Consider the following 13,447-nt stretch of genomic DNA (forward strand, 5'->3'; position numbering starts at 1 on the left):
GACGCCGCGATGGACAGGAAGCGCCCGTCCTGGGCCTCGTAGATGCCCCGCGGCGACGCCGCGCCGGTGGCGTTGCCGATGCGCTGCTGGATCTCGCCGAGCGCGGTGTAGCGCAGGAACATGTCACCGATGATGAACATCAGCGGCTCGTACAGCGCGACGTCGACGACGTCGCCCTGCCCCGTCCGCTCCCGCTTGTACAACGACATCGCGACGCCCATCGCGGCGGACAGCCCGGCGATGGAATCGGCGAACCCGAACGGCGGGGAGGTCGGCGGCGAGTCCGGCCAGCCGTTGACGTGCGCGAAACCGCTGGCCGTCTCGGCGACGGTGCCGAATCCCGGCAGGCTGCGATTGGGTCCGGTCTGCCCGAACCCGGACACCCGGGCCAGCACGAGCCCCGGGTTGTCCGCGCTCAGCACGTCGTAGCCCAGGCCCCACTCCTCGAGCCGGCCGGGACGGAACGACTCGACGACGACGTCGACCTCGGCCGCGAGCCGGCGCACCAGGTCGCGGCCTTCCGGCGAACGCAGGTCGATGCCGAGGGACTTCTTCCCGGCGTTGAGACGGGAGAAGCCCAGCGACAACCCCTCCTTCTGCGGAACCCACTGGCGTGCGAAGTCTCCGGTCGTCGGGTCCTCGACCTTGACCACCTCGGCGCCGAAGTCGCGGAGCATGCGCCCCGCGGTGGGGGCGGCATACATGGTGCCGAGCTCGAGCACCTTGACTCCCGCGAGCGGACCCGCAGCGGATGCGTTCATCGTCGTCTCTCCTAGCCTTGTCGTCCGGTTCGGCCCTGCCGAATGCGATGTTGCCGAATACCTTGCCGGCGAATCAGATCCGCCACTGGATGTGCTTGACCTCGAGGTACTCGCGCATCCCCCACTCACCGAGCTCGCGGCCGACTCCCGAGCGCCCGTAGCCGCCGAACGGCGCGTCCGGCCGCATGGCACCGCCGCCGTTGATCCATACCGTTCCGGCGCGGATCTTCTCCGCGACGCGGCGCGCCTCGACCGGGTCGTCGCACCACACGTTCGCGGCGAGACCGAAGGGGGTGTCGTTGGCGAGGCGGATGGCCTCCTCGGTGTCCTTGAACGGCAGGATCACCGCGACGGGACCGAAGATCTCTTCCTGCACCGCGCGCGCGTTGGGCGGAAGATTGCCGAGCAGAACCGGATTGACGAACCAGCCCTTCTCGGGCAGCGGCTTGGTCACCTCGAGCAGCTTCTTGCCGCCCTCGGCCGCCGCGCCGTCGATGAAGCCCTGCACGCGGTTCTGGTGGTCGGGCCGGATCATCGGGCCGATGTTCGTCGTACGGTCCCACGGGTCGCCGACGACCATCTGGTCGAACGCCGACGCGCCGGCCTCGAGGAACTCGTCGTAGACCGAGTCGTGCACCAGCAGCCGGGCGAGGGCGGCGCAGCCCTGACCGCCGTTGCGGGACCAGCGCAGGTGCATCTCGACGGCGATCTTCTGCACGTCCACGCCGGGCAGCACGATGTTCGGCGACTTGCCGCCGAGCTCGAGGGTCACGCCGGCCAGGTTCGCCGCGGCCTGCTCCATGATCTTCGCGCCCACCCCGTCGGAACCGGTGAAGGACACCCGGTCCACGCCGGGATGCGAGGACAGCCGCTGCCCGACGTCCGCGCCGCCGATGACGACGTTCATCACGCCCGGCGGCAGACCCGCCTCGCGGATGAGATCGCCCAGGAACAGGGTGGTCAGCGGGGTGCGCGGGGACGGGAGCAGCACCACGGTGCAGCCGGCCGCGAGCGCGGCGCCGAACTTGAAGATCGCCAGGTTCAGCGGGTAGTTGTACCCGGTGATCGCCGCGACGACGCCCACCGGCTCGTACACGACGTCGCTCATCGTCGGCACCGGCTTGTCGTACTCGCCGAGATGGACGGTGCGGTCGGTCTTCGCGGCCTCGGCGGCCCACCGCAGGTGCTCGTCGACGGCCATCTTGACCTGCAGGTACTCGGCGAGCGAGACCGGCGTGCCGACCTCGTTGACGATCGAGGGCAGCAGCCGGTCGGCGGCCTTCTCGAGCACGTCGGCGAAGCGGTGGATGTGGCGGGAGCGCTCCTCGCCGCTCAGGGCGGACCACGCCGGGAAGGCGGCGCGGGCGGCGGCGACCGCGGCGTCGACCTGGTCGGTGGAGGCGCCGCCGACGGTGGCGATGACCTCCTCGGTGGCCGGGTTGTAGACGTCCCACGTGTCACCGGCGGGCTCGACCTCCCGGTCGCCGATCAGCAGGGTCCGGGTTTCGGGAACCCAGTCCTTCAACGGGAATTCGGTTTCGGGCGCTGCAGTCATCTCAGGCACCTTCCTCGGTGGTGGGGCGCTTGGCCATCAGGCCGACGCGCTCGAGCAGGCAGACGAGTTCGTCGCGCTGGTTGAAGCCGCGGTGTTCGAACCACACGATGCCGCTGTCGGTGCGGCTCTCGGATTCACGCTTCTTCAGGATGGTGGTCTCCGCGCGCAGGGTGTCGCCGTGGAAGACCGGATTCGGGAACTTGACCTTGTCGTAGCCGAGGTTCCCGAGCGTGGTCCCCATGGTCAGCTCGGGTACGTGGAACGCACCGATGAGCGCGACGGTGAACAGGCTGTTGACCACCCGCTGCTTGTGGATCGTCGTCTTGCAGAACTCCTCGTCGAGGTGCAGCGGCTGGATGTTCATCGTCAGCGAGGTGAACAGCACGTTGTCCATCTCGGTGACGGTGCGGGTCATCGAGTGCTTGTAGTGCTTCCCGACCTCGAACTCCTCGAAGTACAGACCGCGCATCACCGTTCACCTCTCCGTAGGATCGCCTCGGCTCGTTCGAGCCATTGAATTGCCTTGTCGTAGTGGGCCTTGTCGATGTGCAGGCCGCGATACCGCAGCGCGCCGACGCCCTCCGCCTCCGCCTTCTCGTAGGCCTCGGCGAGTCCGCGGTAGAACTCCAGGTCCTGCTCCGACGGGCTGAACACGTCGTTGACGGTGGCCACGTGGGAGGGGTGGATCGCAATCATCCCGCGGAACCCGAGCTGCCGGCCTCGCACCGCGAAGTCGCGAAGCCCGTCCAGGTTCTCGAGATCCTCCCACAGGCCGGTCAGGGCGTGGATGCCGGCCTCCCGGCAGGCCAGCAGCACCCGGCTGCGCAGGTAGAGGGTTTCGTGTCCCTCGGGGGTCCACTCGTAGCCGACCTCGCGGGCGATGTCGGCGTGCTCGGCCGACGGGCCGATCATGGCGCCGACGCGCGGCGACGCCGTGGCCACCTCGAGACAGTTGTGGATGGCCTTCACCGTCTCGACGGGCACGATGTACTCGAGCCCCGCCACCCCGTTGCGCAGCTCGAAGTGGTCGAGCAGCGCGTCGTAGCGCAGGACGTCGGTGGCCTGCTCGATCTTCGGGGCGAAGATGCCGGTCAGGCCCGGCACCACGACCGCCTCGAGATCGGCCCCGGTCAGCCGGGTGGCGAGGGGGTTGACGCGCACGAACAGCCCGACGTCCCGGTTGGACTCGCGCACCCGCGCGATGGACTCGGCGACGGTCGCGCGGGCGGCCGCCTTCTCCGCGGCCGGCACGGAGTCCTCGAGGTCGAGCACGACGCAGTCGGCGCCGGCCGCGACGGCCTTGTCCACCCACTTCGGGCGGTGCCCCGGGACGAACAGGATCGAACGGTACGGCTGCACGTCGTCCTCCTAGTAGCTTCGCGGCAGGCCCAGCACGTGCTCGGCCGTGTAGTTGAGGACCATCTCCTGGCTGATCGGCGCGATCCGCATGAGCCGCGCCTCCCGGAAGTACCGCTCGACGTGGAACTCCTTGCCGTAACCGAAGCCGCCGTGGGTCTGCAGGGCGACGTCGGCGGCGTAGAAGCCGGCCTCGGCGCACAGGAACTTCGCCGCGTTCGCCTCCCGTCCGCACGGCAGGCCCTGGTCGACCATCCACGTCGCCTTGTCCAGGACCGCCTCGGCGGCGTCGAGGCGGATGCGGGCCTCGGCGAGCTGGAACGCGATGCCCTGGTTCTTCCCGATGGGACGGCCGAAGACCTCGCGCTGCTTGGCGTAGTCGACGCCGCGGCGCAACGCCGCCTCACCGATGCCGAGGGCGGCGTTCGCCGAGATGACGCGTTCGGCGTTGAGGCCGCCGAGGATGGTGCGGAAGCCGTGCCCGACCTCACCGACGACGTCCTCGTCCGCGACGAACAGCTCGTCGATGAACAGCTCGTTGGTGTCGACGGCGTTGCGGCCCATCTTGGGGATCGGCCGGATCTGCACCTTGCTGCGGTCCATCTCCGCGAACATCAGCGTCATGCCGGCGGTGCGCTTGGCGTTCTCGTCGCGGGGGCTGGTGCGGCACAGCAGGAGCATGCGCTCGGCCTCCTGCGCCTTGGTGATCCACACCTTCTTGCCGGACACCAGCCAGCCGCCGTCGACCTTCTTGGCGAAGGTGCGGATGTTGGTGGTGTCCGTACCGGCGTCCGGCTCGGTGACGGCGAACGAGGTGTGCAGCTCGCCGGTGACGACGCGCGGCAGGTACTTGCGCTTCATCTCCTCGGAACCGTGGTGGATGATCGGCTCGAATCCGAAGATGCCGATGTGTACCGCGCTGCACCCGCCCATGCCGGCGCCGGACGCGGCGATCTCCCGCTCGACGATCGCGGCCTCGGTGACGCCGAGGCCGCCGCCGCCGTACTCCTCGGGGACGGTGAGACCCATCCAGCCGCCCTCGGCCATGGCGTTGTAGAACTCCCACGGGAACTCGTGGGACTCGTCGTGCTCGGCCCAGTACTCGTCGGGGAACCGCTTGCACAGATCGTGGATCCCCCGCCGGATTTCCTCGTGGGTCTCGTTCTTGCTGTAGTCCATCTCGGTTGCCTTTCCCGGCCGTCAGACCGCGGGGACCGCGGTGCGGTCTGCGTCGGAGACCGCGGTGCGGTCGTAGGTGTCGGGGGTGATGCCCTCCTCGCGCAGGACCGCCTTGCGGACCTTCTCCGACGGGGTCTTGGGCAGCGCGCCGACGAATCGAAGGTAGCGCGGGATCGCGAAGGCCGGAATCCGGCCGTCGCACCAGGCCAGGATCTCCTCCGGACCGACGTCGCCGGTGCCGACCACGGTCGCGAGCACCTCGTCCTCGCCGCCCTCCACGTCGGCGGGAACACCGATCACCGCGCACTCGACGACGGCCGGGTGCCCGAGCACCGCCTGCTCGATCTCGTAGGAGCTGATGTTCTCGCCGCGACGGCGCAGCGCGTCCTTGTACCGGTCCACGAAGTAGAACCAGCCGTCCTCGTCCTTCTTCAGGGCGTCGCCGGTGTGGAACCACAGGTTGCGCCACGCCTCGAGCGTCTTCTCCGGCATGTTGTAGTACCCCATGCTGCACGTCCACGGCTGCACCGGACGCACGACCAGCTCGCCGACCTCGCCGACCTCGACCTCGCGGTCCGTCTCCGGGTCGACCAGGCGGATGTCGAACCACTCGGAGGCCGCGAGCCCCGCGGCCCCGGCCGGCCGGGGCACCCCGTAGGGCGCGACGATCGGCGCGCAGGTCTCCGTCAGCCCGAACGCGTCGACGAAGGCCTCGATGCCGTAGCGCTTCTTGAAGTCCTCGACGATGGAGCTGGCCGTCGGCGCCGCGTACACGCAGCGCAGGCGGTTGTCGAGGTCGTTCTCGCGCGGCGGCTGCTTCCACGCGAAGTCCATCATGACCCCGACGAAGTTGGTGACGGTGACGTCGTCGTCGCGCACGTGGTCGATCCAGCGGCTCGCGCTGAACTTCGAGCGCACCACGGCCCGCGCCCCGGCCACCAGGGCGGGGTAGACCGCCATGAACTGGGCGTTGCCGTGGAACAGCGGCGTGGTGGTGAGGTAGGTGTCCTCGCGGGTGAGCCGGGTGAAGCACACCACCTCCTGCGCGAAGAAGTACAGCTGCGAGTTCGGCATCGCCACGCCCTTGGACGGGCCGGTGGTCCCGGAGGTGAAGAAGATCGCGCCGAGGTCCTGGGGCCGTGCCTGCGGCAGCTCCTGCACCTCGCCCGCCTCCAGCGTCTCCCACGCCTCGGCGTCCCAGCCGTTGGCGCGCAGCAGTTCGAGTGCCAGGTCGCGGTTTCCGGCGCCCGAGTCGACCACCCAGAACTTCTCGATGCCACGCGCATGCTCGGCGATCGCCACGAACCGCTCGGCGTAGGTGTCGTCGATCACCGCCCACCGCGGCTCGACGGTCACCACCTGGTGGCGGAGGAACTCGCCCTCGTAGTTGGTGTTGATCGGCACCTCGACGAGTGCGCCGACCGCGGTGCCGAACCAGGAGCGCACGAGCTGGGACGAGTTCTGCGCCATGATGATCACCCGGTCACCCTGCTGCGCGCCGGCCCGGTACCAGGAGCTCGCGATCCGTTCGGCGGAGGAGAGCATCTCGGCGTAGGTGAAGCGCCGATCCTCCTCCGGCGTGACGAGGAACTCCGAATCCGGCTGGGACGCAGCGTACGTGCGCAGCACGTGGCCCAGCGTCCAGTCCTCCGGGTCGGTGAAGGTCGGTTTCAGATCGGTGTAGGTCTGCATCAGGACAACTCCCGGTTTGCGGGGATCGCGGTGATCGACGGAACGATTTCCTTGCCGAGCCGGGAGATGGCGGCGATGGTCTCGTCCGCGTCCATCGTCGGCCACTGCGGACGCATCAGCAGCGGGTCGACCGGCATGGTGGTCACCAGGTCGGTCAGCTGGGCGACCACCTGCTCGGGATCGCCGACGACGGCGTGGCTCGACACCGCCTTGGCGAACTCGTTCTCGAGGTCGGTGCCCTTCATGACGTCCAGGCCCTTGTTCGCGTAGGTGAGGTAGCGGCCCTGCGCCACGCGGGCGTACTCCTGCATCGCCTGCTCGCGGGTGTCGGCGACCAGCACGTTGCGGCGCAGCGGCTGCGGGCCGAATTCCTTGCCCCGCTCGGCGAAGAGATCCCGCACGACCCGGAAGCGTTCGAGCACTTCCTCTTTCGGGGTCTCCGGCGGCGTCGCGTAGGCGTCACCGTACTTGCCGGCGCGGCGGACACCGCCCATCGCGTGCGCGCCGATCCAGATCGGCGGGTGCGGATCCTGCACCGGGAACAGGTGCGGCTTGACGCCCTCGAGCTGGAAGTACTTGCCGTGGAAGGTGACCTCTTCCTCCGTCCACAGCTTCTTCATGATCTGCAGCGACTCGTCGAACCGTCCGGCCCGCTGCTTGAACGGAATACCGAGGTAGTCGAACTCCTCGGGTCGATAGCCCAGGCCGGCACCGAAGATCAGCCGCCCCTCGGTGACCACGTCGAGCGTGGCGATCTCCTCGGCCAGCATCACGGGGTGATACAGCGGCGCGATCATGATCTGGGTGACGAGCTTGATGTGCGGCTCGACGTGCGCGGCGAGGCGCGCGAGCAGCGGCACGGGCTGCAGCCACCGCAGTTCCCCGTAGAGGAAGTGCTGGCCGATCGCGATGTAGGTGAAGCCGTTCTCCTGCGCCGCGTCGACGATGCGCAGTACGTCCTTGAACTGCTGTGCGGGGCTCACCGACTTCGGAACGTCGCTGAGCAGCAATCCGACCTGAACCATGGTCCTGTCCCTCCGGTCGAAGTGGTCGTTACTGAGCGGTGAGTCCGCCGTCGACCGGAATGGTCACGCCGGTGATGTAGCTGGCATCGTCGCTGTTGAGGAAGGCGATCACCGACGCGATCTCCTCGGGCTGAGCACCCCGGCCGAGCGGGATGGTGGCGACGAAGTCCTTGGTCAGGGCCGAGACGTCGGCGCCGGGCTCGCGCCCGAAGAACTGCGAGAGCATCGGCGTGACGACCTGGCCGGGGCAGATGACGTTGACCCGGATACCGTCCTTGGCGCCGACGAGCGCGAGGGAGCGGGCGAACGGGACGAGCGAGCCCTTGGTCATCGAGTAGATCGGGCTGAACGGCGAACCGATCAGCGCGGACGTCGACGACGTGAGGGTGACCGAGCCCTTGCCCTCCGCCTTCTTCAGCAGGTCGAAGCCGAGGGTGGTGGAGTAGTAGGCGCTCTTGACGTTGACCGCGATGTTCTTCTCCCAGTCGGCGTCGCCGACCTCGAGGCCGCCCGGGCCGGGCATGCCGACCTGCGCGTGCAGCGCATGGAGGACGCCGTGGTCGGCGTCGATCTTGCCGAAGAGCGAGCGAAGATCGTCGTTGTTCGTCGCGTCCACCCGCATCGGAGTGGCCTGACCGCCCTCGGCCCGGATCTCCTCGGCGACGGTGACCGCACCGTCCTCGGACAGGTCGGCGACGTACACGTGGCCGCCCTCCTGGGCGATGCGATGGCTGATCGCGCGGCCCATGCCCGAACCACCGCCGATGATCGCGGCAATACGTCCCTCGTAACGACCCAGCATTTCGTTCACCTCGTTCTCGAGAAGTTCTTCGTTGATGTGCAATGTCAGGCGCGCTGATCGAACGTGCGGCCCAGGAGCTCGGAGACGATCCGGGTGCGCTGCATGGTCGGCGTGCCGCCCGCCAGCGCCCATCCGTGCGAATCGCGGTGCAGCCGTTCGATTCCGAACTCCTCGGTGTACCCGTTGCCGCCGTGCAGCTGGATCGCCATGTCGGTGACGCGCTTGGCCATCTCGTTGGCGGTGCACTTGGCGAGGGAGACCTCGAGCGGATCGGGCAGGCCGTCGGTGATGTTCGCGACGGCGCGATCGCGGAGCAGCCGAGCGGCCTCGACCTGCAGGACCATGTCGGCCAGGGTCATCTGGACGGACTGGAACTCGACGAGCGGCTTGCCGAACTGGTGGCGTTCCTGCACGTAGGTGACGGTGCGGTCGAGCGCCTCCTGCCCGATGGCCAGGCTCATGGTCGTGTTGCCCAGGCGCTCGATGGTGAACGCGCCGAACAGCTTCCTGAAGCCGCCGGCCTCGGCGACGATGTTCTCCTCCGGAACGACCACGTCGTCGTAGAAGATGTCGGCCGACGGAATGCCCCGGAAGCCCATGAGCTTCTCGCGTGCGCCGTAGCTGATGCCGGGCCGGTCGGCCTCGACGAGGACGGCTCCGATGCCCTTGGCGCCGGGGGCATCGCCCATGCGGCAGTAGGTGAGGTAGACGTCGGCCTCGCTGCCGTTGGAAATCCACCGCTTCATGCCGTTGACGACGACACCCTTGTCGGTGCGCACGGCCTTGGTGGTCATGTCGGTGGCGGCGGAGCCGGCGTCGGGCTCGGAGATCGCGACGGCCATGGTCTTCTCGCCGGCGACGATCTGCGGCAGGAACGTCTTCTTCTGGTGTTCCGTGCCCAGGCGGGCGATGGCCTGGGCCGGGCCGGTGTTGGATTCGAAGATCTGGAAGGCCGCCGGCCGGCACACCTTCGCGAACTCCTCGATCACCGCCAGGGCGTGGGACAGCGGGGCGCCGGACCCTCCGTACTCCTCCGGCAGCGAGATGCCGAGATAGCCCAGCTCGCCGAGGAAGCGACGCTCGTCGTGCGGGAACGCGGTGCGTTCGAGATCCCACTGCGCAGCCTTCGGTGCGTAGCGTTCCCGGGCTACGGTCGCCGCGGCCGCACGGATGTCCCGGAGCTCGTCGTCGACGTGCGATGTCGCCATGTCCCCACCTTTCTGTGTTCATCATTAACCTAAAGCGCGCACCGGATGTGGTCAAGGTCACTCAGTTCGATGACTCACATACTAACCATGATAATGATTAAGAGGCAATCGCTTCTTTGGTCGATGGTCGCCACCCAGGCCCGGAAGGGTCGTCACCTGCGGAATTCGCGGCCTCGCCGGCGCCGCCCTGTCCTTCCCGCGCCTCCACCGCCTATTGTGCAATACATCACAATCGTTATCAGTTTCTATGGAGGTCACATGACGACACTCGACTCGTCCCCGACGGCGCTGGAGGAGCTGGCCCGGCGCCTCACCCGGCTCGAGGACCGTGCGCGCATCCAGGACCTCGTCGCGGCCTACGCCATCGCCGTCGACGACCACGACCTCGAGACCCTGCTCTCGCTGTTCACCGAGGACGGCGAGTTCGAGCGCGCCGACTCCATCGCCCGCGGGCGCGAGGAGATCCGCGAGTTCTACGTCGCCGCCATGGACCGCTACAGCCTGACCCTGCACTCGCCGCAGAGCGACCAGATCTCCGTCGACGGGGACCGCGCACGCGGATTGCTCACGGGCCGAGCAGAACTGGCGCTCGACGGGACGTTGATGATGGCGGCGTACCGATACTCCGACGAGTACGCCCGCGTGGACGGCCGCTGGCTGTTCCGGCGCCGGGACCTGCGGTTCATGTACGCCGTGCCGTTCGAGCGGATGAATGCGGGCCTGTGCACGACGGAGCGCATCCAGTGGCCGGGCACGCCGCACCGGCGCGCCGACTTCCCCGAATCCCTGCCGACCTGGTCGACCTACCGATGAGGGCCCTACCGGTGTGACGCGGGCCATACGATCGGTCGGAGAATGGTTTATAGTAACCATCATCATGAATTGATTTCCCGACTGGAGGAACGCCCATGACCCGCGCTGTCATCGTCGACGCCGTCCGATCCCCCACCGGACGGGGCAGAGCGCAGGGAGCGCTGGCCGGGGTGCACCCCAGCGATCTGCTCGCCCAGGTCCTGGCCGGGCTCGTCGCCCGCAACGACCTCGATCCCGGCCTGATCGACGACGTCCTCATCGGCTGCGTCAACCAGTCCGGCGAACAGTCCGCCACCCCCGGGCGGCAGGCCCTGCTCGCGGCCGGATTTCCCACACACGTGCCCTCCGTGACCATCGAACGCAAGTGCGGCTCCGGCCAGCAGGCCGTCGACTTCGCGGTCCAGGGCATCACCGCCGGCGCGTACGACATCGTCGTCGCCGGCGGCGTCGAGTCGATGAGCCGGGTCCCGATGGGATCGGCGGCCATGGGCAAGGACCCGCACGGGCCCGCCGTGCGCGAGCGCTTCCCCGATCTCGTCCCGCAGGGCATCGCCGCGGAGCTCGTCGCGCAGAAGTGGGCACTGAGCCGGGCCGAGCTGGACGAGTACTCGGCCCGCTCGCACGAACGCGCGGCACACGCGCGCGCCGCGGGCTGGTTCGACGGCGAGATCGTTCCCGTCACCACCCCCGACGGCGTGGTGACCTCCGACGAGACCATCCGCGAGGGCACCACCGCAGGCAGGCTCGCCGGTCTGCCCGCGGCCTTCGACACCGACACGTGGCGCGAGCGTTTCCCCGAGCTGGACTGGAAGGTCACCGCGGGCAACTCCTCGCAGATCTCCGACGGCGCGGCCGCCCTGCTGATCATGTCCGAGGAGAAGGCGGCCGCGCTCGGCCTGCGCCCGCGCGCCGCGATCGTGGCCTCGGCCGTCGTGGGCGACGATCCCACCCTCATGCTCACCGGCCCCATCCCCGCCACCGAAAAGGTCCTCGCCCGGGCCGGCCTGTCCGTCCGGGACATCGCCGCCTTCGAGGTCAACGAGGCATTCGCCGCCGTCCCCCTCGCCTGGCAGCGCGAGATCGGCGCGTCCGACGACGTCCTGAACCCGCTCGGCGGCGCCGTCGCCCTCGGACACCCGCTGGGCGCGTCCGGTGCCCGGCTGATGACCACACTGCTCCACCACCTCGAACGCACCGGCGGGCGGTACGGCCTGCAGACCATGTGCGAAGCCGGCGGAATGGCCAACGCGACCGTCGTGGAACGACTGTAGAAACCCACTTCCGACTCAGGAGAAATCATGGACATCACCCAGGGATCGGCGGTAGTGACCGGCGGGGCCTCCGGCCTCGGCCTGGCCACCGTCAAGCGCTTCGTCGGCCTCGGCGTGCCGACGGTGATCCTCGACCTGCCCACCTCCGACGGGGAGGTCGTCGCCAAGGAACTCGGCGAGCTCGCCGTGTTCGCCCCGGCCGACGTCACCGATCCCGACGCGGTGAACCGCGCGCTCGACGCGGCCGAGGAACGCGCTCCGCTCCGGGCCGTCGTGCACTGCGCCGGCCGCGGTGGCACCGTCCGCGTCGTCGAGAAGGACGGCACCCCCGGTTCGCTGGACATGTACGAGAACCTGATCCGGATCAACCTGATCGGATCGTTCAACGTGCTGCGCCTGTCGGCCGCGCGCATGGTGAACAACGAGCCCGTCGACGGCGAACGCGGCGTCATCGTCCTCACCGCGTCGGTCGCGGCGTGGGAGGGCCAGATCGGCCAGATCCCCTACGCCTCCGCCAAGGCCGGTGTCGTCGGCATGACCCTCGTCGCCGCCCGTGATCTGGCCCGGAAGCTCGTGCGCGTCAACAGCATCGCGCCGGGCACCTTCGACACACCGATCCTGTCCCGGTTCTCGCAGGAGATCCGCGACGGACTCGCCGCCCAGACCCCGCACCCCGCCCGCCTCGGGCAGCCCGACGAGTACGCGAAGCTCGCCCTGTCGATCGTGGACAACGCGATGATCAACGGCGAGACGATCCGTATCGACGGCGCGATCCGCATGCAGCCCCGCTAGGAGACAGCCATGGACACCCCCGTACACGTCGAACAGTCCGACGGCGTGCAGATCATCACGATCAACCGGCCCGAGGTGCGTAACGCGATCAACACCGAGACCGCCGTCGCCGTCGCCGCCGCCCTCGACGAACTCGACGCCCGCGACGATCTCGTCGCCGGCGTGATCACCGGCGCCGGCAAGACCTTCTGCACCGGGATGGATCTGAAGGCCTTCCTCGCCGGCGAACGCCCCTCCGTCGAGGGTCGCGGCTTCGCGGGCATCACCGAGAAGTCCCCCGCCAAGCCGCTCGTCGCGGCGGTCGAGGGACACGCCGTGGCCGGCGGGTTCGAGATCGTGCTCGCCTGCGACCTCATCGTCGCCTCCGAGACGGCCGTCTTCGGCCTCCCCGAGGTCAAGCGCGGCCTGCTGGCCGGTGGCGGCGGACTCCTGCGGCTGCCACGCCGCGTCCCGCACCAGCTCGCCGTCGAATGGTGCCTCACCGGTGAGTACTTCTCGGCGCAGACCGCGTACGAGGCGAAGCTGCTCAACCGCCTCGTGCCCGAGGGGCAGGCGCTGACCGAGGCGATCGCCCTGGCGAAGACCATCGCGAAGAACGGCCCGCTCGCACTGCGCGCCACCAAGCAGATCATCGCGCAGGCCCGGGACTGGTCCAACGAGGAGGAGTTCGAGCGCATGCGCGAGATCTACGAGCCGGTGCGTTCCTCCGCCGACGCGAAGGAAGGCGCGCTGGCGTTCAAGGAGAAGCGCGAACCCGTCTGGCAGGGACGCTGACCCAGAGGAACGACGAGCGGGGCCCGGGAGGAATTCCCGGGCCCCGCTCGCATTCGTGTGCCGAAGGACCGAATGTCACACCGCTTCGATCTGGGCGGTTTCAGGCGGCCGATGCGACAAGCTCGGTGAACGCTTCGGTTGGCGTGCGCCAGCGTAGCGTCTGCCGGGGGCGGCCGTTGAACTCGTCCTGGACCTGCTGCAGGTCCTCGGGCGTGTACA

The 13,447-nt window shown here is 68.9% G+C and carries 13 protein-coding genes and 1 pseudogene; 4 read left to right on the forward strand and 10 right to left on the reverse strand.

Annotation, left to right across the window (positions count from 1 at the left end):
* The 9 genes from AIIKEEIJ_RS05600 to AIIKEEIJ_RS05640 form a co-directional block, all read right to left on the reverse strand.
* Positions 1 to 761 (reverse strand): CoA transferase (locus tag AIIKEEIJ_RS05600; protein ID WP_161995143.1); only part of this gene is annotated, 761 nt, incomplete at its 3' end.
* Between the two features lie 73 nt (positions 762 to 834).
* Positions 835 to 2,316 (reverse strand): aldehyde dehydrogenase family protein, encoded by a 1,482-nt coding sequence (locus tag AIIKEEIJ_RS05605; protein WP_161995144.1) that lies wholly within the window; start codon positions 2,314 to 2,316, stop codon positions 835 to 837.
* Between the two features lies 1 nt (position 2,317).
* Positions 2,318 to 2,785: a MaoC family dehydratase gene (locus tag AIIKEEIJ_RS05610; RefSeq protein WP_029546556.1), complete on the reverse strand. Its 468-nt coding sequence runs from the start codon at positions 2,783 to 2,785 to the stop codon at positions 2,318 to 2,320.
* The gene (locus AIIKEEIJ_RS05615; protein ID WP_006941636.1) at positions 2,785 to 3,675 is read right to left on the reverse strand and encodes an HpcH/HpaI aldolase/citrate lyase family protein; all 891 of its coding nucleotides are present in this window, start codon (positions 3,673 to 3,675) and stop codon (positions 2,785 to 2,787) included. Before AIIKEEIJ_RS05615 ends, AIIKEEIJ_RS05610 begins: the two co-directional genes overlap by 1 nt.
* Positions 3,676 to 3,684: 9 nt before the next feature.
* Positions 3,685 to 4,851 carry an acyl-CoA dehydrogenase family protein gene (locus AIIKEEIJ_RS05620; protein WP_006941637.1) on the reverse strand — a complete coding sequence of 389 codons (1,167 nt, stop codon included), beginning with the start codon at positions 4,849 to 4,851 and terminating at the stop codon, positions 3,685 to 3,687.
* Between the two features lie 21 nt (positions 4,852 to 4,872).
* Positions 4,873 to 6,543: an AMP-binding protein gene (locus AIIKEEIJ_RS05625; RefSeq protein WP_006941638.1), complete on the reverse strand. Its 1,671-nt coding sequence runs from the start codon at positions 6,541 to 6,543 to the stop codon at positions 4,873 to 4,875.
* Positions 6,543 to 7,568 (reverse strand): LLM class flavin-dependent oxidoreductase, encoded by a 1,026-nt coding sequence (locus AIIKEEIJ_RS05630; RefSeq protein ID WP_006941639.1) that lies wholly within the window; start codon positions 7,566 to 7,568, stop codon positions 6,543 to 6,545. Before AIIKEEIJ_RS05630 ends, AIIKEEIJ_RS05625 begins: the two co-directional genes overlap by 1 nt.
* 28 nt (positions 7,569 to 7,596) lie before the next feature.
* Positions 7,597 to 8,370: an SDR family NAD(P)-dependent oxidoreductase gene (locus AIIKEEIJ_RS05635; RefSeq protein WP_196813340.1), complete on the reverse strand. Its 774-nt coding sequence runs from the start codon at positions 8,368 to 8,370 to the stop codon at positions 7,597 to 7,599.
* A gap of 44 nt (positions 8,371 to 8,414) precedes the next feature.
* Positions 8,415 to 9,578 carry an acyl-CoA dehydrogenase family protein gene (locus AIIKEEIJ_RS05640; protein WP_029546558.1) on the reverse strand — a complete coding sequence of 388 codons (1,164 nt, stop codon included), beginning with the start codon at positions 9,576 to 9,578 and terminating at the stop codon, positions 8,415 to 8,417.
* A 258-nt stretch (positions 9,579 to 9,836) separates the two neighbouring features.
* On the opposite strand from AIIKEEIJ_RS05640, the gene AIIKEEIJ_RS05645 reads away from it, so the two are divergent.
* The 4 genes from AIIKEEIJ_RS05645 (at position 9,837) to AIIKEEIJ_RS05660 (ending at position 13,228) form a co-directional block, all read left to right on the forward strand.
* Positions 9,837 to 10,391: an SgcJ/EcaC family oxidoreductase gene (locus AIIKEEIJ_RS05645; protein WP_161995145.1), complete on the forward strand. Its 555-nt coding sequence runs from the start codon at positions 9,837 to 9,839 to the stop codon at positions 10,389 to 10,391.
* A 95-nt stretch (positions 10,392 to 10,486) separates the two neighbouring features.
* On the forward strand, positions 10,487 to 11,662 hold the full coding sequence (locus AIIKEEIJ_RS05650) for a thiolase family protein (RefSeq protein WP_050036072.1): 1,176 nt from the start codon (positions 10,487 to 10,489) through the stop codon (positions 11,660 to 11,662).
* Between the two features lie 27 nt (positions 11,663 to 11,689).
* Positions 11,690 to 12,454: an SDR family NAD(P)-dependent oxidoreductase gene (locus AIIKEEIJ_RS05655; RefSeq protein WP_043802011.1), complete on the forward strand. Its 765-nt coding sequence runs from the start codon at positions 11,690 to 11,692 to the stop codon at positions 12,452 to 12,454.
* A gap of 9 nt (positions 12,455 to 12,463) precedes the next feature.
* Positions 12,464 to 13,228 (forward strand): crotonase/enoyl-CoA hydratase family protein, encoded by a 765-nt coding sequence (locus AIIKEEIJ_RS05660; protein ID WP_006941653.1) that lies wholly within the window; start codon positions 12,464 to 12,466, stop codon positions 13,226 to 13,228.
* A 100-nt stretch (positions 13,229 to 13,328) separates the two neighbouring features.
* On the opposite strand, the pseudogene AIIKEEIJ_RS34270 reads toward AIIKEEIJ_RS05660, so the two are convergent.
* A pseudogene (locus AIIKEEIJ_RS34270) lies at positions 13,329 to 13,447 on the reverse strand (IS30 family transposase); the annotation flags it as partial.

This window comes from Rhodococcus sp. YH1, assembly GCF_009939605.1.
GTDB classification, from domain to species: domain Bacteria; phylum Actinomycetota; class Actinomycetes; order Mycobacteriales; family Mycobacteriaceae; genus Rhodococcus; species Rhodococcus aetherivorans.